The following is a 23,721-nucleotide window of genomic DNA, read 5'->3' as shown; positions in this document are numbered from 1 at the left end:
AATCGCGCTCCCCCGTACGGGCCCGCTTCGCGGAGGGCTACTCCGCGGACTTGCTCTGGTTGTAGCTCGTGGAACGTTCCTGGCCGCTCAATACCGCAATGGCTTCCATGATCTTGTCCGTGACTTCGCGCCTGGCCGGCAGGGAATGGTCCGGACCGGTCTTCTCGAAGTACAGCGGCTCGCCGACCTTCATGGTGAAATGCTGTGGACGAACGGTGTTCCGGTCCACGGGCTGCAGCTTGTCCGTGCCGATGAGGCCAACCGGCACCACCGGCGCCCCCGTTGTCAGGGCAAGCCAGCCGACACCGGTCCGCCCGCGGTAGAGCAAGCCGTCGCGCGAGCGGGTCCCCTCCGGATAGATGCCGATGCCCCTGCCGTTCTCCAGGATGTCCAGGAGGGTCTTGAGGGCCTGCACGCTGGCTGCCTGCTCTCCGCGTTCCACCGGAATGGATCCAACGGCCTGGAAGAACGCCTTCATCGCGCGGCCTTTGAAGCCTTTGGTGGTGAAATACTCGGCCTTGGCAAAGAAGCCCACCGGGCGCGGCATCAAGGCTTGGACAATAACGCTGTCCAGAAAAGACAAATGGTTCGGGGCCACGATGAAAGGCCCTTCCTTGGGCACGTTCTCCAGCCCGATGACCGTGGGCCGGCAGGTGCTGGAAATCAGTCCGCGCGTGGTCCAGCGGATGACATCAAAGGCTTCCATCGTTCTGCACCTCGCTCAGGGCCGCCGCGCGGACAGCGTCAAGTTCTTCGATCTTCTTCAGCAGCTGCGCCGCGGTGTCCACGACGGCGACGGCGCCTGCCTCCTGAAGTTCGCCGTCGGGCGCAAATCCCCAACTGACCCCGATGCAGTCAAGGCCGTTGGCCATGGCACCGGCAACATCCTGGTGGCGGTCTCCGACCATCACCGCAGGCTGGGAACGCAACGTGGCCAGAGCGGCACCAACGATTGCCACCTTACCCGGAGTTGTATTGGCGGCTATTGACTCGTCGTCCGGCGCACCGCAGATGGAGGCAAAGAAACCGGCAATGCCATGGTGCTCCAACACGGTGTGGGCCAAGCCCTGGGGTTTCTGGGTGGCGACGGCAACCGGCCGCCGCGACTCCGCGAAGAACTGCAGGAGCTCACGGATTCCGGGGTATAGCCGGCTTTGAGCGATTCCGACGGAACGATAATAGCTGCGGTACAGCCCAATGACTTCGTCGACTTTTCCTGTGGGAACCCCGGCAATGTGTTCCAGGGAATCGCTGAGCTTGGGCCCGACCATGGAGTCCAGCACGGCCTGTTCCGGGACACGGAGCCCCATTTCGCCCAGGGCCGCGGCGATACCGCCGGTTATGCCGCCTGCAGGATCGACAAGGGTGCCGTCCAGATCAAAGATTACGGGCACCATTGTTTGAGTCACCGGGTTAGTTTCTCACGAGTTGAGGCATGCCTGAAACTCACATGCCGGCCAGGGAATACTTCGACCACTGCCGAAAAATTCCCCGGCCGTTCACGCAGGGCTAACCGAGAATCTCCGCCAGGAAGGTTGCGGTATGGCTTTCCGTGGACTTGGCAACCTGTTCGGGCGTGCCCGTTGCCACGATCCGGCCGCCGCCTGAACCGCCATTGGGGCCAAGGTCCACAATCCAGTCAGCGGACTTGATGACGTCGAGGTTGTGCTCAATGGTGATGACCGTATTGCCCTTGTCCACCAAACCCTGCAGCACCATGAGCAACTTCCGGATGTCCTCGAAGTGGAGGCCCGTTGTGGGCTCGTCCAAGACGTAGACGCTCCGGCCATTCGAACGCTTCTGCAGTTCCGAGGCCAGCTTCACGCGCTGCGCCTCGCCGCCGGAAAGCGTGGTGGCCGGCTGCCCGAGCCGGACATAACCTAGGCCGACGTCGACGAGGGTGTTCAAATGCCGGGCAATGGGGGTGAAAGCGGCAAAGAACTCGGCACCCTCCTCGATGGGCATGTTGAGGACGTCCGCGATGGTCTTGCCCTTGTAATGGACCTCCAGGGTCTCGCGGTTGTACCGGGCACCGTGGCACACCTCGCAGGGAACATAGACATCCGGCAGGAAGTTCATCTCGATCTTCAGGGTGCCGTCACCGGAGCACGCCTCGCAGCGGCCGCCCTTGACGTTGAAGGAGAACCGTCCAGGCTGGTATCCACGGACCTTGGCTTCGGTGGTTTCCGCGAAAAGCTTCCGGATGTTGTCGAAGACGCCCGTGTACGTGGCAGGGTTGGAGCGCGGGGTCCGCCCGATGGGGCTCTGGTCCACGTGCACCACTTTGTCGAGGTGCTCAAGGCCGGCCACGGAGCGATGCCGGCCGGCGACCTGCTTGGCACCGTTGAGCTTGTTGGCAAGGACCTTGTAAAGGATCTCGTTCACCAGGGTGGACTTCCCCGATCCACTGACGCCAGTGACTGCCGTGAAGAGGCCCAGCGGGAACGTCGCGTCAACGTTGTTCAGGTTGTTTTCGCGTGCGCCGATGACCTTGAGCTCGCGCTTCTTGTCATACTTGCGCCGCTTGGCCGGGATGTCGATCTTGCGCCGACCGGACAAGTAGTCGCCGGTCAGCGAGTCCGTGTTTTCCAGGAGCTCCTTGTAGGAACCGGAGTGCACCACCTGGCCACCGTGCTCACCGGCGCCGGGTCCAATATCCACAACCCAGTCGGCCTCGTGGATCGTGTCCTCGTCGTGTTCGACCACAATCAGCGTGTTGCCGAGATCGCGCAATCGGGTGAGCGTCTCGATCAGGCGGCGGTTGTCCTTCTGGTGCAGCCCGATGGACGGCTCGTCCAGGACATACAGGACGCCCACCAGGCCGGAGCCGATCTGCGTGGCGAGCCGGATACGCTGGGCTTCGCCACCGGACAAGGTCCCGGACGGCCGTTCGAGATTCAAGTATTCGAGCCCGACGTCCAAGAGGAATGTCAGGCGCGCCTGGATCTCCTTGAGAACCTGGTGGGCGATCTGGGCCTCGCGGTCGGTGAGCGTGAGGCTACCGAGGAAATCCGCGCAATCACGCATCGGAAGGGCCGCAACTTCGGCGATGGACTTGCCGTTGATCAGCACGGACAGCGACGCCGGGTTGAGCCGCGCACCGTTGCATGCGGGGCAAGGAACCTGCCGCATGTACTCTTCGTAGCGGTCGCGGGCCCAGTCGGAATCCGTTTCGCCGTGCTTGCGGTGAACGTACTGGATGGCGCCTTCGAAGCCGGTGCTGTACTTGCGCTCCCGGCCGAACCTGTTGCGGTACTGGACGACTACTTTGTGGTCCTTGCCGTGCAGCACCGTCTGCCGGACTTCCTGCGGCAGCTTCTCCCACGGGGTGTCCATGGAGAACTCGAGCTCCAGGGCCAGGCCTTCGAGGAGCCGGTTCCAGTACTCCGTGGTGGCAGTACCCAGCGACCAAGGTGCGATGGCACCCTGGTTCAAGGAAAGTTCCGGATTGGGGACAACCAACTCTTCGTCGACCTCGAGCTTGGTGCCGATACCGCTGCAGGCCGAACATGCGCCGAAGGGGTTGTTGAACGAGAAGGAGCGTGGCTCGATCTCGTCGATGGCCAGCGGGTGCTCATTGGGGCAGGCAAGGTTTTCGGAGAAGGCCCGGATCCGGGCTGGGTCTTCGGCGTCGAGATCCACGAACTCGACCAGTACCCGGCCTTCCGCAAGCCGGAGCGCGGTTTCGATCGAGTCGGTCAGCCGCTGGCTGATCCCTTCCTTGACAACGAGCCGGTCCACGACCACTTCAATGGAGTGCTTGAATTGCTTGCCGAGCTTGGGCGGATCGCTCAGCTGGACGAGATCTCCGTCCACCCGGGCGCGTGAGTATCCCTTGGCCGTGAGCTCTTTGAAGAGCTCGACGAATTCGCCCTTGCGTCCGCGGACCACAGGGGCAAGAATCTGGAATCGGGTGCCGGATTCGAGTTCCAGCAACTGGTCGACGATCTGCTGCGGCGTCTGGCGCGTGATCGGCTCGTGGCACACGGGGCAATGCGGCCGGCCGACACGTGCCCAGAGAAGGCGCATGTAGTCGTAGATCTCGGTGATGGTGCCCACTGTGGAGCGCGGGTTCTTGCTCGTCGACTTCTGGTCGATGGACACTGCCGGCGAAAGGCCCTCGATGAAATCCACGTCCGGCTTGTCCACTTGGCCCAGGAACTGGCGGGCATATGCCGACAATGACTCCACGTACCGGCGCTGGCCCTCCGCGAAGATAGTGTCGAAAGCCAAGGACGACTTGCCTGAACCTGACAAGCCCGTGAAAACGATCATTGCGTCACGGGGAAGATCGAGATCGACGTTGCGGAGGTTGTGTTCACGCGCTCCCTTGACCACGAGCCGGGACAGGTCATGTCTTACGGGCGTGGCAGCTTGCTGCTCGGAAACACTTGCGAAGGATTCGACGGCGGGGACTTCAGCTACGGCTTTAGGCACCCACTAATGCTAATCGAAAACTTCTTCGAATTTCCATGTGGCTTCCCACAGCCTACCGACGGGTATCAATCGGCGTCGTAGGCAGCCGCCAGAAGCTGCACCGCCTCCGCGAAACTGGCGCCCTGCGCTTTGGCCGCCGCCGAGTAGCTCGCAGCCACGGCTGCCAATGCGCTCCAGCGGTCATCCCGGGCGCACACAACTGTTCCGTTGCGGCCACGCGTGGCCACTACTCCAGCAGCTTCAAGTTCTTTATAGGCCCGGGCCACCGTGTGGGGGGCGACATCCAATTGTTCGGCCAAGCTGCGCACCGCGGGGAGCTTGGTACCGACAGCCAGGATGCCGCCGTCGGCCAACTCGATGACGCGGAGCCGAAGCTGTTCGTACAGCGCGACGGTACTGGACTGATTGGGACGCCACGAACCGGGAAACTCAAGCGGGCTCATGATGCTTCCCTCTCTCCTTGCCCGGCGCGGTGCTTCGCGGACCTCACCGGCATCGCGGCGAGTTCGCCGCCTCCGGCGGCAAACTGCGCTTCATGCAAATGGGCGTAGTGCCCGCCAAGCGCCAACAGCGAATGATGCGTGCCGTGTTCAACGATCCGTCCGTGGTCCATGACGAGAATTAGATCAGCGTCGCGGATGGTGGACAAGCGGTGCGCAATGACGAATGACGTCTTGTTGCTCCGGAGCCGGTGCATCGCTTGGCGGATAAGGACTTCGGTGCGGGTATCCACCGAACTTGTCGCTTCGTCCAGGATCAGGATGGGGCGGCCCGAGAGCCGTGCGCGCGCGATGCTCAGCAATTGCCTCTGGCCCTGGCTGAGGGGTTCACCTCCGTTGCTGAGCATGGTTGAGTACCCGTTGGGCAGCGAGCGGACAAAGTGGTCGACGTGGCTCGCCTCGGCTGCGGCCACGATCTCGGCCTCGCTGGCGCCCGGAAAGCCATACTCGATGTTCTCCCGGATGGTGCCGGTGAAAATCCACGGATCCTGGAGAACGACGCCGAAATTCCGGCGGAGTGCGTCGCGTCCCATGCCCGCGATGTCAACGCCGTCGATGGTGATCCGTCCGGAGCCGAGTTCGTGGAAACGCATGAGGAGGCTGACCAGTGTGGTCTTCCCGGCTCCGGTGTGCCCGACAATCGCAACTGTCTGTCCCGGTTCCACCTGGAAGGACAGGTCCTCGATGAGGGGCGCATCCGGCCGGTAGCTGAAGGAGATGTGTTCGAAGGCAACGCGCCCCGAAGGGGCATCAAACCGCGCGTCAAACCGCGACTCAAGGCCCGGACCGGCGTCGGCGCGCGCATCTGCGCCCTGTTCCGCACGTTCCCCTGTCAGTTCGGCGGCGTCCAGCAGCTCGAAGACCCTGCTGGCGGAAACCGCGCATGATTGCAGGACCTGGGCCAATCCGCCGATCTGGCCCAGCGGCTGGCTGAAGAGGCGGTTGAATTGGATGAACGCTTGAATGCCCCCGATACTCATCGCCCCGGCGAGGAACTGCAGGGCACCGACAATGGCAACCCCCACGTAGCTGGCGTTGGACACGAAAGCCATGAGGGGCACCAGCAACCCTGAAGCGAACTGTGCCTTGGAACTGGCCGCGTAAAGCCCGTCGTTGTGATCAGCGAAGCGGACCGCCATCGATGACTGGGCGTTGAAAAGCTTGATGGTCTCGTGACCCGTGGCTGTCTCCTCCACAAGCGAGTTCACGTCGCTCGTGGCTTCCCACTGCCGGACGAAGTATTTCTGCGAGCGTCGGGTCACGATAATCGACGCCAGCGCCGAAACCGGAACTGCCAGCAGGGACACGACGGCGAGGAGCGGCGAAAGCAGCAGCATCATCACGAGCGAGCCGATGACCATCAGTGTTGAGGTCAGGAGCTGGGAGAGGAGCTGGTTGAGCGTCTGCGACACGTTGTCGAGATCGTTCGTCGCGCGGCTCAGCACGTCGCCCCGGGAGCGGCCGTCGTAGTAGGCCACGGGAAGGCGATGCAGTTTCCCTTCCACGGCTTCGCGGAGGTCGTGTGCGAGGCGCTGGACGGCGAGGGCGTTGAGGCGGCCCTGCGCCCAGCTAAGCAGCGACGTGACGCAATACATGCCTGCGGCCAGGAGCAAGAGGAAGACGAAGCGCCCGGCGTCGAACTGCGCGCCGAACACGGCGGCGGCGATGACGTCGGTGGCGTCACCGAGTATTTTGGGTGCGGCGACATTGAGCGTGACAAAGCCGCAGATGCACAGGATCGCGGCGGTCATGATTCCCCGGGAGGGCTTCATCAAGCCCACCAGGCGGAGGAGCGACCGCGACGGTTTCGCTGGAATGGCGAGGTGTTCGCCTTCGCTGCTCACGCGGCGTCGTCCGTTTCCAGCTGGGACGCTACGATTTCCCGGTAAGTTTCCGAGGACTCGAGAAGTTCGGCATGGGTTCCTTGTGCCACCAGGCGGCCCTCGTCGATGAGCAGTATCTGGTCCGCCGACACCACGGTGTTGATGCGCTGGGCGACAATGATGACGGTCGCCCCCCGGAGTTCCGGTTCAAGCGCGGCCCGGAGCTTTGCTTCCGTCACCGTGTCCAACGCAGAGAAGCTGTCGTCAAACAAATAGACGGATGCAGGGCGCAGAATGGCGCGGGCTATGCATAAGCGCTGCCGCTGGCCGCCGGACAGACCGGCGCCGCCCTGGGACAACATGGTCTCCAGTCCTTGCGGCAACTCGTTCACGAAATCCGCGGCCTGGGCCGTCTCAAGGGCATGCCACAATTGCGAATCTGTCGCGGAAGGCAAGGAAATCCGCAGGTTCTCGGCGATGGTTCCGCGGAACAGCCAACTCTCCTGGGGCACGACGCCGAGCTGGTTGCGCAAGGCATTGAGCGGAACGGCCGCGATGTCCCGGCCGTCGAGCGAGATACTTCCACTGCTCACCTCAAGCAGCCTCGGCACAAGGCTGACGATGGTCGACTTGCCGCTTCCCGTGGAGCCGATGACCGCGGTCGTGCTTCCCGGAGCCGCGTGGAATGTGATGCTTTCCACTACTGGTGTTTCGGCTCCCGGGTAGGCGAAAACGACATTGTCGAAGCGCAGGCCTTCAGCCCGCGAGGGGCGTGCCACCATCCCGCCGGCAGTGTTTCCCGGCTGCGTGATTTCTGATTCCGTGTTGAGCACTTCGGTGACGCGTTCAGCGCTGACAGCCGCCCGGGGGGCCGTGCTCAACACGTACATTGCCATCATGATCGCGAGGAGGATCTGCATGATGTAGGCGATGAACGCCGTGAGCGCACCCAGCTCCATGTCTCCCGCGATGATGCGGTGCCCGCCTAGCCAGACCACGCCCGCGGATGAAAGATTGACCACGGTCATGACGAGGGGAAGCATGGCCGCGACAATCCTGGCCGAACGGAGATTGTTCCTTGTCAGTGCGTCGTTGGCGGCCTCGAACCGTTTCATCTCGAACGGCTGGCGGACGAACGCACGAATGACCGCGGTCCCCAGGATCTGTTCCCGGAGGACGCTATTGATCCGGTCCACCAAGCCTTGGCCCTCGCGGTACAGCGGGACGAGCTTGCGGACAATCAACAGCATGATGGCGAGCAACACGGGAACGATGGCGAAAACGATCCAAGACAGGGCAACGTCCTGTTCGACCGCCAGGATCACGCCTCCGATGCCCATGACGGGCGCCGCCACCAGCATGCCGAAAACCAGGACCGTGATGTTCTGCAGCTGCAGGACATCATTCGTCGTCCTGACCACGAGGCTGGCCGGTCCGAAGGCTGCGACGTCCTGGTCGGGCAGGGAATGAATCTTGTCGAAGAGTTCCTGCCGCAGCCCGCGGCCGACCTTCATGGCGACAATCGCTCCGAGGTAGCCGGCGAGCACCGCGGCGAGCACCTGGATCACCGTGAGGACCAGCATCCAGGTACCCAGGCGCAGGATTACCTCGCTGTTCCCGGCGACCAGGCCGTCGTCGACGATCTTCGCGTTGAAGGTGGGCAGGAGGAGTGTGGCGCCGGTCTGGACGAGCTGCAGGAGAACGATGGCCAGCACGTGGGGCTTGTAGGGGGCGAGGCGCTGCAACAGCAAGGATGCCAGCACACTGCCTCCAATCGTTGGCCTCCGGAGCAGCGGATTCCACACGATGCCACCCCGAGATCGCGTTGCCATTGTAGTTCAGAACACAGTGCGAAACCTTGTAAACGCGGCACTTCCGGCGTGCTTTGGACGCGGGCCCGCTCAGCCTCGTTTTTGTGCCACCGCAAAAACCCTGCGGAAGGCAAACACTGTTCCGTGCCGGCCCCGCGGATAGGCCTCGCGGAGCGCGGCTGCGTAGTGGTTTTCGAACTCGCGTGCTTCGTCTTCGGGAAGCCCTGCGAGCACTGGACGCAGGCCGGTCCCGCGCACCCACTCCAGTACCGGATCGGCTCCCGGCAGGAGTTGCTGGTAGGTGGTTTCCCAGGCGTCGGCGTCGCATCCGGCGTCGAGCATGATCCGCAGGTAGTCGGCCGGTTCGCCCACGGCGTCGTCATGGCGGAGCACGCCGGACAGCCTTCCGGACCATTCCGGCGAAGCGGCCAGTTCGCGCATGAGCACGTGGGACGGCGCACCGAAGTTTCCGGGGACCTGGAGCGCAAACCACGCACCTGGTTTCAGAGCTTCGAGCCACCCGGCGAGCATCGTCAAGTGGCCCGGCACCCATTGCAGCGCCGCGTTGCTGACCACGACGTCGGTGTCCGCTTCCGGTGCCCATCCGGCAATGTCTGCCTGCACGAACGAAAGACCCGGTTGCGCGGCAGCGAGGACTTGGGCTTTTGCCAGCATTTCGGCTGAGGAGTCCAGCCCGACGACGGCGGCGCCCTGCCATCGCGTCGCGAGGGTCGCCGTCAAGTTCCCCGGACCGCAGCCCAGATCCACGACGTGCCGGGGGTCCTCCGCCAGAATCCTCGACGTCAGGTCAAAAAACGGCCGGTCGCGGTGATTGCCGAACTCGATGTACTTGGCTGGATCCCACTTCACTGCATCCTCCATGGTCGGTCCCCGTGGTCTGCTCCACCCACACTAAGCTGGAAGGCAATGAAACTTCTTGAGCAGCTCCCCGACGGCGGACGCGTTGACCCGGACGAAATCTACACACGCTTCGTCGCCTGGACGGAGAGCCGCGGACTTCAGCTCTACCCCGCCCAGGACGAGGCCATCATGGAACTCGCGTCGGGCGCCAATGTCATCCTGGCAACCCCCACCGGTTCCGGAAAATCCCTCGTGGCGATCGCCGCGCACTTCGAGGCGATGTCCCGCGGCTTGCGCAGCTACTACACCGCCCCCATCAAGGCCTTGGTCTCGGAAAAGTTCTTCGCGCTTTGCGACATTTTCGGAGCAGAGAACGTCGGCATGATCACCGGAGATTCGGGAGTCAACCAGGATGCGCCGATCATCTGCTGCACCGCCGAAATCCTCGCCAACATCGCTTTGCGCGAAGGCAAGGAAGCCGAGCTCGGCACAGTCATCATGGACGAATTCCACTTCTACTCCGATCCCCAGCGCGGTTGGGCGTGGCAGGTGCCGCTCCTGGAGCTCCCCCAGGCCCAGTTCCTGCTGATGTCGGCCACCCTGGGAGACGTCAGCCGCTTCGAAGCCGGCCTGAGCGAACTCACCGGACGGTCCACTACCACCGTGAGTTCGGCCGAACGGCCCATCCCGCTGCACTATTACTTCCAGGAAACACCGGTCCACGAAACCCTCGAAGAACTGCTCAGCACCAAGCAGGTTCCCGTGTACGTGGTGCATTTCAGCCAGGTCGAGGCCATCGAGCGGGCCCAGAACCTCATGAGCGTCAACATGTGCACGCGCGAGGAGAAGGACAAGATTGCCGAGCTGATCGCGGGTTTCCGGTTCGCCGCCGGCTTCGGCAAGACCCTGAACCGGCTGGTCCGCCATGGCATCGGCGTCCATCACGCCGGCATGCTGCCCAAGTACCGCCGCCTCGTTGAGCAGCTGGCACAAGCAGGACTCCTGAAGGTCATCTGCGGCACCGACACCCTCGGCGTCGGGATCAACGTTCCCATCCGCACAGTCCTCCTGACGGCGCTCAGCAAATACGACGGCGTCCGCACCCGCCTGCTGAACTCCCGGGAGTTCCACCAGATCGCGGGCCGCGCCGGCCGGGCGGGCTACGACACGGCCGGTACGGTGGTCGTGCAGGCTCCCGAACACGTCGTGGAGAACGCGAAGGCGATGGCGAAAGCCACCGCGAAGTTCGGCGACGACCAGAAGAAACTGCGGCAAGTGGTTCGGAAGAAGCCACCGGAAGGCTTCGTCTCCTGGGGCCAGCCCACCTTCACCCGTTTGGTGGAGTCCGTGCCGGACCCGTTGACCTCGAGTTTCACTGTGACGCATGCGATGCTGCTCAACCTGATGGAGCGCCCCGGCGACCCGTTCGCCGCCGCCCGCCGTCTCCTCACTGAGAACCACGAGGCACGGCCCGCCCAACTGCAGCTCATGAAGAAGGCCCTGAGCATCTACCGCGAGCTGTTGGCAGCCGGAGTGGTTGAACGCATTCCCGAGGCCGAGCAGGAGAAAGAAGGACGATCCGTCCGGCTGACCGTTCACCTGCAAGCCAACTTTGCCCTGAACCAGCCGCTTTCACCGTTTGCGCTTGCCGCGCTCGAGCTCCTCGATCCGGAGTCGCCGTCGTACGCCTTGGACGTCGTGTCCGTGATCGAAGCGACCCTCGAGAAGCCCCGGCAGATCCTCTCTGCGCAGCAGAAGAAGGCACGCGGCGAGGCCGTCGCCGCGATGAAGGCCGACGGCATCGATTACGACCAGCGCATGGCGATGCTTGAAGAGGTCAGCTACCCGCAGCCCCTCGCGGAGATCCTGGGCGAAGCGTTCGAGGTGTACCGCAAGGCCGCACCCTGGGTGGGCGACTTTGAGCTGGCTCCGAAGTCGGTGGTCCGCGACATGTATGAGCGCGCCATGAATTTCGGTGAGTTCGTGCAGTTCTATGGGCTGGCCCGCTCCGAGGGAATCGTGCTGCGGTATTTGGCCGACGGCTTCAAGGCCCTGCGCCAGACGGTCCCGCAGGACGTGCTCCGCGAAGACCTCGAGGACCTCATCGCCTGGCTGGGTGAACTGGTCCGCCAAGTCGACTCCAGCCTGCTCGACGAGTGGGAAGAGCTCACCTCCGGGGTGGCTCCGACGCCGCACGACGCTCCACCTCCCCCGCCGCCGTCGCTCACGTCCAACATCCGCGCCTTCCGGGTCATGGTCCGCAACGAAATGTTCCGGCGCGTTGAGTTGTTCGCGGACGAGGATGCGGCTGCCTTGGGCGAGCTCGACGTCGGCAGCGGCTGGGATGCGGAGCGCTGGGAAGACGCTTTGGACGACTACTTCGACGAGCACGACGACATCGGAACCGGCCCCGATGCCCGCGGCCCGGGACTCCTCATGATCACGGAGGAACCAGGCATCTGGCGGGTGCGGCAGATTTTCGATGACCCGGCCCGCAACCATGACTGGGGCGTTTCCGCCGAAGTGGACCTGGCAGCCTCGGACGAGAGCGGCACCGCCGTGGTCAGGGTGACCTCGGTCAACCGCCTGTAGGCGCCTAGTAAGCTCGAATCATGAGTGTTGTCCGCCCAGCCACAGTGTCCGACGTCCCCGCGATCCTGCAGATGATCCATGAGCTTGCCGTCTATGAAAAAGAGCCCGACGCCGTGAAGAACACGCCGGAAATGCTCACCGAGGCCTTGTTCGGCGAGAATCCACGGGTGTACGCGCACATGGCGGAAAACGCGGCAGGAGACGTCCAGGGATTCGCTTTGTGGTTCCTGAACTACTCCACGTGGGAAGGCGTCCACGGCATCTATCTCGAGGACCTCTACGTCACGCCCGATGCCCGGGGCGAAGGCCACGGGAAGGCGCTCCTGCAGCACCTGGCCGCCACCGCCGTCGAACGCGGTTATGCACGGGTGGAATGGAGTGTCCTGGACTGGAACGAACCGTCCATCAACTTCTACCGCGGCCTCGGAGCGGTGCCCATGGACGGCTGGTCGACCTTCCGGCTGACCGGCGAAGCGCTGGGTGCCTTCGGCAGCGACAAGGTCATGGCTCGTGGCTGAGCGCGTGGTTGAGGGCGTGGCGCACACCATCCGGGCACGTCACGAATTCCGGGGCGTCCGCACCACCGAACACTTCTTCGCGGTCCCCCTCGACCATTGGGCGTCCGCAGGTGTGGAAGCCGACAGCACCGCGGAAACGATCACAGTCTTCGCGCGGGAGTTCGTCTCCGCCGAGCACTCGGAGGAGGACACAGCCCGGCTACCATGGTTGCTCTACCTCCAGGGCGGGCCCGGCGGACGCGGAACCCGGACCACCTCCCTGTCCGGCTGGATGAAGGCTGCCGCGAGGAGTTTCCGCATCCTGATGCTGGATCAACGCGGCACGGGCCTGTCCACGCCGGCGGACCGAAATACCTTGCCGCTCCGGGGCGATGCCGCCGCACAGGCAGACTACCTCACGCATTTCCGGGCGGATTCGATCGTGGCCGACGCCGAACTCATCCGCAAGACCCTCGGTTCGGAACCCTGGACCGTCCTGGGCCAGAGCTTCGGCGGTTTCTGCGCGCTGACCTACTTGTCCTTCGCGCCGGAAGGTTTGAGCGAAGTGCTCATCACGGGAGGTCTGGCGCCGCTGGAAGGTCCGGCCGAACGCGTCTACAAGGCGACTTTCCAACGGGTCGCGGAACGCAACGCGGAATACTTCGGGTGGTACCCGGAGGACCGCAAGCGGGTCACCCGGATCGCGCGGCATCTGGAATCGACGGACGAGCGGCTGCCCAGCGGAGAACGCCTCACCACGGAACGCTTCCAAATGGTGGGATCGTTCCTGGGCGGGAACGCCCGCGTGGATGCCCTGCACACCCTCCTGGAGGACGCCTTCGTGCCGTCTCCGGCGGGCGAACGCCTCTCCGACGCCTTTCTGGAACAGGTCTACGGCCTCGTTTCCCGGGCATCGAATCCCCTGTACGCGGTCTTGCACGAGTCCATCTACGGACAGGGGCAGGCGACCGGCTGGGCGGCGTGGCGGGTGAGCGGGGAGTTCCCCGAGTTCCATCCCGACGCCGCGGAGCCGCTCCTTACGGGCGAAATGGTCTACCCCTGGTACTTCGAACAGGATCCAGCGCTCGTGCCCCTGCAGGAAGTGGCTGCGCTGTTGGCCGGCAAACAAGACTGGAAACCGCTCTACGATGTGTCCCGGCTGAAGGCGAATACTGTGCCGGTCGCGGCAGCTGTCTACCGCGACGACATCTATGTGGACTTCCAGCTATCCATGGAAACCGCGGCCGCCGTCCGCGGACTGCAGGCCTGGACCACAGGGGATTTCCATCACGATGGCATCGGCGAAGACGGGGAAGGAATCTTCAACCGGCTCCTGGGGATGGTGCGCGGCAAGAACTGAGGTTCTGCTGTTCAGCTCAGCCCGCCGGCCGTACTGCCGGACGCTTCACCGAAGCCGCGACGACGGCCAGCACGACGACGGCCACGGCACCGGAAGCCATGTTCAGACCCTCGTAGCCCACCCAGCCCAGCACGAGCCCGGAGAAGCCTCCGCCCAAGGCACCGGCAGCCCCCATGAGTGTGTCTGAGACTCCCTGGACGATGACGCGTTGCTGCCGCTCGACGCTCTCGGCCAACAGGGTGGATCCTGAAATCGTCGCGGCCGACCACCCTAGGCCGAGCACAACGAGCCCCACCGTGACCAGGGCCGGGTCCTGCTGCCCGAAGCCGGCCACGGCGACAGCCACCGCCAGCAGCACGAAGCCCAGCACGATCGTCTGGATCCGGCCCGCCCTGTCCGTCAGCCACCCCATCAGCGGCGACAAAGCGAACATGCCGGCGATGTGGAGGGAAATCGTAAATCCAATGATCACCAGGGCGTCGGTACCCATGGCGTGGCCGCCCTCGTGACCCACATGGCCCCCAACCGGCCCGGTGGAGACGAGCTCCTGCAGGTGCAACGGCGTCATCGACATGACCGCCACCATGATTCCATGCGCCGCAACCACCGCAGTCAGGGCCAGCTTGGCGCGCGGAGACGCCCGCACGGCCTGGAATCCGGCAGTCAATGAACGACGTCGGGGTCCTCCTGCTTCGGCACGGGCGCCAGCGCTTCCGCCGTCGTCGTGCGTCCCCTCGGCCAGGCGCCTTGCCAGCAACAGCGGGTCGGGGCGCAGTGCGCCCATCAGTAACACCGCGGCCAGAAGGAGGCCGGCAACGGAGAAGACGAATGGCCCGGAGATTGCGGGCAGGCCCAGAGCTTCGCCCACCGCAGCGCCAGGTTGGATGAGGTTCGGACCGGCCACGGCGCCGATGGTGATTGCCCAGACAACGGTTGCAAGCGATCGTCCGCGGTGCTCCGGTGCGGCGAGATCGACGGCGGCGAATCGCGCCTGGAGGTTCGATGCCGTGCCGAGACCCAGCAGGGCTGCACCAAGGAGGAGCACCGCGAAAGCCCCCGTAGCCGCCGCGACAATCATGAAGATTGCCCCAAGCATCGCGGCCAGGAGACCGGTGACGAGTCCGGCACGGCGCCCCCTGCGCTCGGCAAGACCGGCCAGGGGCAAAGCAGTGACGGCACCGGCGAGCGTGAGGATAGTGGTGACCGATCCCGCCCAGGCGCTCGATCCACTGAGCTGGACGGCAAGCAACGATCCGATGGACAGGGTGGCGCCGTTGCCCACACCGCTCAGCAGTTGTGCGGTGCTCAGCAATCGGACTGTGCGTCGCTGTACTGCTGCCGGATCGAGGGTCATCGGAGAGGTCAACGCCATGCCAAGAGCATATCTCCGCCAAACGCTGAGCCCCGGCCACAGTAAGGGCCGGGGCTCCGAAACGTTCCGCAGTTGACCCGTGTTAGTTGCCGCTGACTTTGTTCATGCTCTTGCGGGAATCTTCTTCGAGCCGGGCATCCAGCTTGGACTTGCTGCCCGCCGGGGTCAGGAGGCTCGCGACAACCGCCACGACGATGGTGCCGAGGATGACCGCGAGGGACACATAGGTCGGGATCTCCGGAGCCCATTCGATGTGGTGGCCGCCGTTGATGAAGGGCAGTTCGTTGACGTGCATGGCGTGCAGGACCAGCTTGACGCCGATGAAGGCGAGGATGATCGACAATGCGTGCTTGAGGTAGATCAGCCGGCTCATGAGTCCGCCAAGCAGGAAGTACAGCTGGCGCAGGCCCATGAGGGCGAAGATGTTGGCGGTGAAGACGATGAAGGCGCTCTGCGTCAGTCCGAAGATGGCCGGAATGGAGTCCACGGCGAACAGGAGGTCCGTCATGCCGATGGTCACGAAGACGATCAGCATGGGAGTGAACAGTTTCTTGCCGTTGACCGTTGTCCGAAGCTTGCCGCCGTCGAACTTCTCCGACATCGGGACAACTTTGCGGATACGGGCGATCAGCGGGTTTTCGGCACCGTCTTCCTCGTCTTCGCCGTTGTCCGTGGCTTGCTTCCACGCGGTCCAGAGCAGGAACGCGCCGAAGATGTAGAAGACCCAACTGAACTGCTCAATCACCACGGCACCCAGGGCAATGAAGATACCGCGCAGGACGAGGGCGATGATGATGCCCACCATGAGCACTTCCTGCTGGTACTTACGGGGCACCGAGAACCGCGCCATGATGATGATGAAGACAAAGAGGTTGTCGATACTCAGGCTGTATTCGGTCACCCAACCGGCGATGAACTGGCTGCCATGCTCCGGGCCGGCAAAGGCGAACATCGCTCCGGCGAACACCAAGGCGAGGGTGACGTAGAAAGCGACCCAGAGGCCTGCTTCCTTCATGGAGGGTTCGTGCGGACGCTTGACCACCAGGAGAAGGTCGACAAGGAGGATGATTCCGAGAACGACGAAGGAGCCGATCTCAAACCAGGCGGGGAGTTGCATCTAAAATGCCTTTCGCAGGTACGCCAAAACGGCGTAAGTCTCTCCGACCTGCCTGCGTCTCCATGCCCGAAGGCAACAACGCTCAAACGGCGATCCGCTAGGCCCGGCGAGGCGTCTGTGCCTTGCGTGTTGACGGACGTAGCGCTTGGGATACTCCCCTACGTAGCCCCAACTTTACCCTAAGCGTGCCCGGCGGACTGCATTTGGCGGAGTTCGCGCTTGAGGTCGCCCACCTCGTCACGGATCCTCGCAGCGATCTCGAATTGGAGCTCAGCGGCAGCCGCGTGCATCTGCTCGGTCAGCTGTTCGATCAGGCCCACGAGGTCTTCGGCCGGCGCCGCGGCCAGGCCATCTTGCCGGACCTTCGAAGCGCCCTTGCCCTTACCGGTCCGGCCGCCCTTTCCGGCTGCGGCCAACAACTCGCGGGTGTCGGCGTCTTCGCGGGCAAGCTGATCGGTGATATCTGCGATCTTCTTGCGCAACGGCTGTGGATCGACCCCGTTGTCCGTGTTGTACTTGACCTGGATTTCCCGGCGGCGGTTGGTTTCCTCAATGGCCTTCGCCATCGAGTCCGTGATCCGATCGGCGTACATGTGGACCTGGCCCGAGACGTTTCGGGCGGCGCGCCCGATGGTCTGGATGAGGGAGGTGGCCGAGCGGAGGAATCCTTCCTTGTCGGCGTCGAGGATGCTGACAAGTGACACTTCGGGCAGGTCGAGGCCCTCTCGGAGCAGGTTGATGCCCACCAGGACGTCGAAGCTGCCCATGCGGAGCTCCCGGAGCAGTTCCACGCGACGGAGGGTATCGACGTCGGAGTGCAGGTATTGGACCTTGACCCCATGGCCCAGCAGGTAGTCGGTCAGGTCCTCGGCCATGCGCTTGGTCAAGGTGGTGACCAGGACGCGTTCGTCGCGCTCCACGCGCGTCCTGATTTCGCCAAGGAGGTCGTCGATCTGGCCTTTGGTCGGCTTCACGATGACTTCGGGATCGATCAGTCCGGTAGGGCGGATAATCTGTTGGACGAACCCGTCGGCCTTGCCCAGCTCGTACTTGCCGGGGGTCGCGGAAAGATAGACGGTCTGGCCCACCCGTTCCAGGAATTCATCCCATTTGAGCGGCCTGTTGTCCATGGCCGAAGGAAGCCGGAAACCGTGGTCCACGAGTGTGCGCTTGCGCGACATGTCGCCCTCGTACATGGCGCCGATCTGTGGAACCGTGACATGGGATTCGTCAATGACCAGCAGGAAGTCGTCCGGGAAGTAGTCGATGAGGCAGTGCGGGGCCGTGCCGGAGCCGCGGCCATCGATGTGGCGTGAGTAGTTCTCGATGCCGTTGCAGAAACCCATTTGTTGCATCATCTCGAGATCGTAGGTGGTGCGCATGCGCAGCCTCTGGGCCTCCACCAGCTTGTTCTGGCCTTCGAGGACCTTGAGCCGCTCCCCGAGCTCGTTCTCGATGGCGGTAATGGCGCGGGACATGCGTTCCGGACCGGCGACATAGTGCGAGGCCGGGAAGATGTACATCTCGGTTTCCTCGCGGATGACGTCGCCCGTTACCGGATGCAGAGTATAGATGTTCTCGATCTCGTCGCCGAAGAACTCGATGCGCAGGGCCAGCTCTTCGTACATGGGGATGATCTCCACGGTATCTCCGCGGACCCGGAACGTGCCGCGGTGGAAGTCCATGTCGTTGCGGGTGTACTGCATGCCGACAAACTTCCGCAGGAGATCGTCCCGGTTCATTTCGGCGCCCTTGGTGAGCGTGACCATCCCGGCGATGTATTCTTCCGGGGTGCCCAGGCCGTAGATGCACGACACGGTAGCCACAACGATGACATCCCTGCGGGTCAACAGCGCATTGGTGGCCGAGTGCCGCAGCCGCTCCACCTCCTCATTCACGGAGGAGTCCTTCTCGATGAAGGTATCCGTCTGGGGGACGTAGGCTTCAGGCTGGTAGTAGTCGTAATAGGAAACGAAGTACTCCACCGCGTTGTTGGGCAGCAGCTCCCGGAACTCGTTGGCGAGCTGCGCGGCCAAGGTCTTGTTTTGGACCATCACCAAGGTGGGCCGCTGCACTTGTTCGATCAACCAGGCAGTGGTGGCACTCTTGCCCGTACCGGTGGCGCCGAGCAGGACGACGTCTTTCTCGCCGTTGTTGATCCTTTCGGTCAGCTCGGCGATTGCGGCCGGCTGGTCACCTGCCGGCTTGAATTCGCTGATGACCTCGAAGGGCGCGACGACACGGTTGATCTCCTGGGCAAGACTCATGAATCCAATGTACCCCCGCCCGCGGACAGTTACTGTCCGCGTTATCCGGTGGAACCGTCACCTCCGCCTGGCCTGGTCCAACCGTCGTCGAGCCGCCCCATGATGGAACGGAACATCTTGACGGCGAACCACACTCCTGCCCCAAGCCAGGCGGTCCATGCCAACCAGAAAGCTGTGCCCGGCACGAGGACGCGCCACGTCGCCGGCTGCGTTCCAGCGACGAACTCCTCGCGGCCGCCGGCCAGGAACCACAGCAGCGCGGCCCCGGCCATGAGGACGACGCCGCCCCACGCCAACGCACGAACGGCGCCGAGCCGCTGTCCCTCAAGGTGCGGCGTGATTCTCCGTTTCGGGGCCATGCCTAGCCTTGCGCCATGGAGTACGACGGCGGCTGCCAACCGCTGCTGCTGGCCCAGGCATCCATGAGCGGCCACGCGACCTCGGTGAACCAGGGCTCCTTGGCTTCCGCATACGCCAGGGTCCGGCCGTCACCGGCGTACTGCGCGGCAAGCTCTTGCTTCAGGGCCGCATACATTGCCACGGCCTCGGGGTTGGCGCGGAGCCAATCCCGGAACAACAACGCATAACGCCAGCCCGGGCTTCCAAGCACCCGGACATGGACATTGGCTGCCCGCCCGGGGTCCGCGTTGGCATGGAAGCGCTTTTGCCAAGCCGATGGATCCAAGTCCGGTGGCTTGGGTGTGTCACGGGCAGAGGCCTCCCGCAACGGGAATCCTGCCTCGCCCAAGACCCCCGCTATCCGGTCTGCGGCTTCAAGCGAGGACACATTGACCTGCAGGTCGATGATGTCTTTTGCAGGAAGGCCGGGTACCGACGTCGAACCGATGTGGTCTGCGCCCAACACCTCCGGGGATGCCCGCCGGATCCGGGCAAGCAGCCGCCCGGCCTGGGCCGGCCAGTCGGGGTTTGGCGGCCGCAATACAGGTCCGCCGGCTCGTGGGGCCGGACGGCCCGCCGCGAGGTTGCGGGCAAACGGCACCAATCGTTCTTCCCAGAGGGTTTCCACCAGCTCGGTGACTTCCTCCACGGTTCCGGAGTTTTCCAACACGATGTCGGCCGCGGCCAGCCGTTCCTCCCGGCTGGCTTGCGCGGCCATCCGGGACACCGCGTCCTCCGCTGTCATGCCTCGGATCTCCGTCATGCGCCGGATCCGTTCCTCGTCCGGCGCATCGACGACGAGCACCAGGTGGAAGCTGCTGCCCTGCCCGGTTTCGACCAGGAGTGGAATATCCTGGACGACGATGTCGCCGGGTTTCGCGGTCGCGAGCATCGCCGCAGCCTTCTCCCTGACCCGGGGATGGATGATCGCGTTGAGCGCTTCGCGGCGATCCGGCTCGGCGAACACGATCGCGCCGAGGCGTGCCCGGTCAAGGCGCCCCTCGGCGTCGACGATGTCTTTACCGAACTCGGCCACGACGTCCGCCAAGCCCGGAGTGCCCGGCTCCACGACCTCGCGGGCCAGCGCGTCGGCGTCGATCAAGACAGCGCCCAACTCCCTCAGCCGGGCGGACACGAGCGATTTGCCGGAGGCGATCCCGCCGGTAAGTCCAATCTTCAGCACCCCTCCACACTAGACTGGGTCGGTGGCAGAACAGGAAGAAAGCCGGGCGACCGCGTACACAACATTGGCGCCGGGAGAGGATTTCCGCCACGAACTCGAGATCAAACGTTCGCGCTTCATCACGGTGCTGCGCCGCGCTTCCGACGAGGACGCCGCCCGCGCCCTGGTGGCGGAACTGCGCAAGGAATTCCATGACGCCCGGCACCACTGCTCGGCATTCGTCCTCGGTCCGGACCGCGTCATCCAGCGGTCCAACGACGACGGCGAACCCTCCGGAACAGCTGGCATCCCCATGCTTGAGGCGCTCATCAAACGCGAGACCTTGCCTGGGGTGGCTGACCTCAGCGACGTGAGCGCCGTCGTCGTGCGCTATTTCGGTGGGATCCTCCTGGGCGCGGGCGGACTGGTCCGTGCGTACTCCGAATCGATCTCGGCCGCGCTGGACTCCGCTCCCCTGGTCCAGCGCCGCCGCCTGCGGATGTGCGACATCCCCGTGCCCCACCAAGCGGCCGGGAGGCTGGAAAACGATCTGCGCTCCGCGGGCTACGTCATGGCCGAAACTAGCTACGAGCCCTCGGAGACAATCCTGCGCGTGGCGCTACCCGATGATCCTGGCGCAATCGCGGACGCCGGTGAGCGGCTGGCATCCCTGACCGGCGGCGCCTCGGGCCTCCAGTTGCGGGGAACGGAATGGGTCGACGTCCAGGCCTGAGCACTCGCGCTAGGGACATGCCCTCCCCTGTCCCGTGGGGAGCCGGGCAAGAGGGACGCGGGTGAGAGGCACAGGCAAGCAGGCAACCAGTGCAAGGGGGTTAAACAAAACGGCTCCTGCGATTCGTGAATGAATCGCAGGAGCCGTTTTGATCCGGCCCGGAAACCCGGGCCAGTGGCAATTAGTTGCCGGTCAGCTTCTCGCGCAGGGCGGCGAGTGCCTCGTCGGATGCCAGGGTGCCCGCGTTGGACTCGGTGGCAGCCGGCTCGGAGGAGTAGCTGGTGGTGCCGGAGTCGCTCTCGCCGGAAGCGGCAGCAGCGGCGTCGTCAGCAGCGTGCTGGGAAACCTGCTTCTTGTGAGCCTCCCAACGTGCCTGGGCGTCAGCGTACTGCTGCTCCCAAGCGGCGCGCTGCGTCTCGTAGCCCTCGAGCCATTCGTTCGACTCGGGGTCGAAGCCCTCGGGGTACTTGTAGTTGCCCTCTTCGTCGTACTCAGCGGCCATGCCGTACAGAGCCGGGTCGAACTCGGTGCTCTCAGCGTCAACGCCCTCGTTAGCCTGCTTGAGGGAGAGCGAGATGCGGCGGCGCTCGAGGTCGATGTCGATGACCTTGACGAAGAGCTCGTCGCCAACGGAGACGACCTGCTCAGCAAGCTCAACGTGGCGGACAGCCAGTTCGGAGATGTGAACGAGGCCTTCGATGCCGTCTTCGACGCGGACGAACGCACCGAACGGAACCAGCTTGGTGACCTTACCCGGAACAACCTGGCCGAGGGCGTGGGTGCGGGCGAAGGTCTGCCACGGGTCTTCCTGCGTGGCCTTGAGGGACAGGGACACGCGCTCGCGGTCCAGATCCACTTCGAGAACCTCGACGGTGACTTCCTGGCCAACCTCGACAACCTCGGACGGGTGGTCGATGTGCTTCCAGGACAGCTCGGAAACGTGAACGAGGCCGTCTACGCCGCCAAGGTCCACGAATGCACCGAAGTTGACGATGGAGGAAACGACGCCGGGACGAACCTGGCCCTTTTCCAGCTTGTTGAGGAACGTGGAGCGAACCTCGGACTGGGTCTGCTCGAGCCATGCACGGCGGGAAAGAACAACGTTGTTGCGGTTCTTGTCCAGCTCGATGATCTTGGCTTCGATCTGCTGACCGATGTACGGAGCAAGGTCGCGGACGCGGCGCATCTCGACGAGGGATGCGGGCAGGAAGCCGCGCAGGCCGATGTCGAGGATAAGACCACCCTTGACAACCTCGATGACGGTACCGGTGACAACACCGTCTTCTTCCTTGACCTTCTCGATGTCGCCCCAGGCACGCTCGTACTGAGCACGCTTCTTGGAGAGGATCAGTCGGCCTTCTTTGTCTTCCTTGGTGAGCACCAGGGCTTCGACCTGATCGCCAACGGAGACGACGTCCCCGGGGTCAACGTCGTGCTTGATGGAAAGCTCGCGGGAAGGGATGACACCTTCGGTCTTGTAACCGATGTCGAGCAGAACTTCGTCGCGGTCAACCTTGACGACGATACCTTCGACGAGGTCTCCGTCGTTGAAGTACTTGATGGTGGCGTCGACAGCTGCGAGGAAGTCCTCAGCGGTACCGATGTCGTTGATCGCGACTACGGGGGTACCGGGCTTCTCGGTGGAGGTGATGGTCATGTAGTAGGGGCTCCGTTGTGGATAGAGTATCGGTCAGGCAAACCGCCCGCTTCCCGTTGCCGGTCCGCAGGACACGGCAAAACGCCGGGTCATCCTGAATTGTGGATTGTAAATTTGCGCGCACGTAGCATGCGCCCGTTCATTCTAGTCGTTTGCCTCAAGGAGGGTCAAAGCGGCAGCGTGTCACCAAGCCGCGCGAACGTCACGCCACGGTCCAGCAGGCCCGGAAGGGCGCGGGCATAGCCCTCCGAGGTACCGCCGGCGGGCTGGTTGAAATGCGAGATCACAATCTGGCCGGCGCCGTGACCTGCGGCAATTTTCCCCACTTCGCCCGCGACCGTCGGTGCCGGGAAGGTCGCGCCGCCGTCGCCGTTCACCGTGAAGCTCACGGGTACCAGTCCGAGGGCATTGGTGATCGCCGCCGCGACGTCGTCGTAGTAGGCGGTTCCGGCCCGGAAGAAGCGTGGGGCTTTGCCGGAAAGCCGCTCCATGACCTCTTGGTTGCCCATGATTTCGTCATACACTTCACCCGCATTGGCGGTGCCCGGGATTCCGTACGCCGAGCGTCCGTTGACCGATAGGGGCTGGTGCCGGAAGCCGTGGTTGCCGAGCTCGAACAAAGGATCGGCCGCGAGCTCGGCCGCCAGCCCGGGATTGGCCTTGATCCACCGGCCATTGACGAACAAGGTGGCGGGAACGTTGAGCTTGCGGAGGGTCTTGAGCAATCGTTGATCGCAGTCCGAGCCTTGGGGGCCACCGCAAGCATCGAACGTGAGGACCGCATGCGTCGACGCCGTTTTCGAGACCACGCCGGGGACCGCAAGACCCCATTCGACGGGCTTGCGCGCGGAAAATTCAGCTACAACCTGGGACCTCGACGGCGGCACCGGCCGCGTTTCGGGCACCACCGGATTCTGGCCGGCCTCGTCCACGACCGGCGTTGAAACCGTTGCGGGGCGTGGCGCGGGGGCGGCTGCCGGTTGTTGGGCGCAGGCCGCCAGGCCGGTCATCGCGAGTCCGGCGGCAGCCGCCAGCAAGGACCGCCGGCCCGGCAGCCCTGATGGGCCGGAGGAGTGGCCCCCCGGCTGGAATTCCCCCATGGAATCCTCTTCTGTTGTAGATCGAGTGTGTGG

Annotated in this window: 18 protein-coding genes; 4 read left to right on the top strand and 14 right to left on the bottom strand. The window is 64.0% G+C overall.

Annotated features, from left to right (window positions below):
- Positions 1 to 37: 37 nt before the first annotated feature.
- From VLA65_RS07110 to VLA65_RS07080, 7 genes are all read right to left on the bottom strand, one after another.
- Positions 38 to 706, bottom strand: coding sequence for a lysophospholipid acyltransferase family protein (locus VLA65_RS07110; RefSeq protein WP_332602114.1), 669 nt, complete (start codon positions 704 to 706; stop codon positions 38 to 40).
- A complete protein-coding gene (locus VLA65_RS07105; RefSeq protein WP_307053011.1) occupies positions 693 to 1,397 on the bottom strand; it encodes an HAD hydrolase-like protein in 705 nt (234 codons plus the stop codon). The genes VLA65_RS07110 and VLA65_RS07105 overlap by 14 nt, the downstream gene beginning before the upstream one ends.
- 112 nt (positions 1,398 to 1,509) lie before the next feature.
- Positions 1,510 to 4,437: an excinuclease ABC subunit UvrA gene (gene uvrA, locus VLA65_RS07100; RefSeq protein WP_059389287.1), complete on the bottom strand. Its 2,928-nt coding sequence runs from the start codon at positions 4,435 to 4,437 to the stop codon at positions 1,510 to 1,512.
- 65 nt (positions 4,438 to 4,502) lie between these two features.
- On the bottom strand, positions 4,503 to 4,880 hold the full coding sequence (locus tag VLA65_RS07095; RefSeq protein WP_284988227.1) for a GntR family transcriptional regulator: 378 nt from the start codon (positions 4,878 to 4,880) through the stop codon (positions 4,503 to 4,505).
- Positions 4,877 to 6,688 (bottom strand): ABC transporter ATP-binding protein, encoded by a 1,812-nt coding sequence (locus tag VLA65_RS07090; RefSeq protein ID WP_442880270.1) that lies wholly within the window; start codon positions 6,686 to 6,688, stop codon positions 4,877 to 4,879. Before VLA65_RS07090 ends, VLA65_RS07095 begins: the two co-directional genes overlap by 4 nt.
- An 89-nt stretch (positions 6,689 to 6,777) precedes the next feature.
- The gene (locus tag VLA65_RS07085) at positions 6,778 to 8,523 is read right to left on the bottom strand and encodes an ABC transporter ATP-binding protein (RefSeq protein ID WP_284988229.1); all 1,746 of its coding nucleotides are present in this window, start codon (positions 8,521 to 8,523) and stop codon (positions 6,778 to 6,780) included.
- Positions 8,524 to 8,661: 138 nt separating this feature from the next.
- The gene (locus VLA65_RS07080) at positions 8,662 to 9,441 is read right to left on the bottom strand and encodes a trans-aconitate 2-methyltransferase (protein WP_284988230.1); all 780 of its coding nucleotides are present in this window, start codon (positions 9,439 to 9,441) and stop codon (positions 8,662 to 8,664) included.
- Between the two features lie 57 nt (positions 9,442 to 9,498).
- Between VLA65_RS07080 and VLA65_RS07075 the strand changes: the two genes are divergently transcribed.
- From VLA65_RS07075 to VLA65_RS07065, 3 genes are read left to right on the top strand one after another with little or no spacing between them, the layout of a single operon-like run.
- Entirely contained in the window at positions 9,499 to 12,024 is a 2,526-nt protein-coding gene (locus VLA65_RS07075) for a DEAD/DEAH box helicase (protein ID WP_332602112.1), read from the top strand.
- A 20-nt stretch (positions 12,025 to 12,044) separates the two neighbouring features.
- Positions 12,045 to 12,542 carry a GNAT family N-acetyltransferase gene (locus tag VLA65_RS07070; protein WP_284988232.1) on the top strand — a complete coding sequence of 166 codons (498 nt, stop codon included), beginning with the start codon at positions 12,045 to 12,047 and terminating at the stop codon, positions 12,540 to 12,542.
- Positions 12,535 to 13,881: an alpha/beta fold hydrolase gene (locus VLA65_RS07065; protein WP_059389290.1), complete on the top strand. Its 1,347-nt coding sequence runs from the start codon at positions 12,535 to 12,537 to the stop codon at positions 13,879 to 13,881. Before VLA65_RS07070 ends, VLA65_RS07065 begins: the two co-directional genes overlap by 8 nt.
- 16 nt (positions 13,882 to 13,897) lie before the next feature.
- Here VLA65_RS07065 and VLA65_RS07060 read toward each other — a convergent pair whose 3' ends face one another.
- The 5 genes from VLA65_RS07060 to coaE form a co-directional block, all read right to left on the bottom strand.
- Positions 13,898 to 15,253 carry an MFS transporter gene (locus VLA65_RS07060; protein ID WP_332602111.1) on the bottom strand — a complete coding sequence of 452 codons (1,356 nt, stop codon included), beginning with the start codon at positions 15,251 to 15,253 and terminating at the stop codon, positions 13,898 to 13,900.
- An 82-nt stretch (positions 15,254 to 15,335) separates the two neighbouring features.
- Positions 15,336 to 16,370 (bottom strand): TerC family protein, encoded by a 1,035-nt coding sequence (locus VLA65_RS07055; RefSeq protein WP_059389293.1) that lies wholly within the window; start codon positions 16,368 to 16,370, stop codon positions 15,336 to 15,338.
- Between the two features lie 179 nt (positions 16,371 to 16,549).
- Positions 16,550 to 18,637 carry an excinuclease ABC subunit UvrB gene (gene uvrB / locus VLA65_RS07050; RefSeq protein ID WP_059389294.1) on the bottom strand — a complete coding sequence of 696 codons (2,088 nt, stop codon included), beginning with the start codon at positions 18,635 to 18,637 and terminating at the stop codon, positions 16,550 to 16,552.
- 41 nt (positions 18,638 to 18,678) lie between these two features.
- Entirely contained in the window at positions 18,679 to 18,996 is a 318-nt protein-coding gene (locus VLA65_RS07045) for a hypothetical protein (RefSeq protein ID WP_284988235.1), read from the bottom strand.
- Between the two features lie 2 nt (positions 18,997 to 18,998).
- Positions 18,999 to 20,219: a dephospho-CoA kinase gene (coaE, locus tag VLA65_RS07040; RefSeq protein WP_332602110.1), complete on the bottom strand. Its 1,221-nt coding sequence runs from the start codon at positions 20,217 to 20,219 to the stop codon at positions 18,999 to 19,001.
- Positions 20,220 to 20,241: 22 nt separating this feature from the next.
- Here coaE and VLA65_RS07035 point away from each other — a divergent pair, with 22 nt between their 5' ends.
- Positions 20,242 to 20,931, top strand: a complete 690-nt coding sequence (locus VLA65_RS07035) for an IMPACT family protein (protein ID WP_332602109.1) — start codon at positions 20,242 to 20,244, stop codon at positions 20,929 to 20,931.
- 181 nt (positions 20,932 to 21,112) lie between these two features.
- Here the strand turns inward: VLA65_RS07035 and rpsA are convergent, their stop codons facing one another.
- Both rpsA and VLA65_RS07025 read right to left on the bottom strand, forming a co-directional pair.
- Positions 21,113 to 22,588 carry a 30S ribosomal protein S1 gene (rpsA, locus tag VLA65_RS07030; protein WP_284988238.1) on the bottom strand — a complete coding sequence of 492 codons (1,476 nt, stop codon included), beginning with the start codon at positions 22,586 to 22,588 and terminating at the stop codon, positions 21,113 to 21,115.
- Between the two features lie 167 nt (positions 22,589 to 22,755).
- Complete coding sequence (locus VLA65_RS07025; protein ID WP_332602108.1) at positions 22,756 to 23,688, bottom strand: polysaccharide deacetylase family protein; 933 nt, start codon at positions 23,686 to 23,688, stop codon at positions 22,756 to 22,758.
- Positions 23,689 to 23,721 lie beyond the last annotated feature (33 nt).

The sequence above is a fragment of the Arthrobacter sp. S2(2024) genome, assembly GCF_036662515.1.
GTDB lineage: Bacteria > Actinomycetota > Actinomycetes > Actinomycetales > Micrococcaceae > Arthrobacter.
The sequence above is the reverse complement of the archived record's forward strand: the minus strand, read 5'-3'. Positions and strand labels throughout refer to the sequence as shown.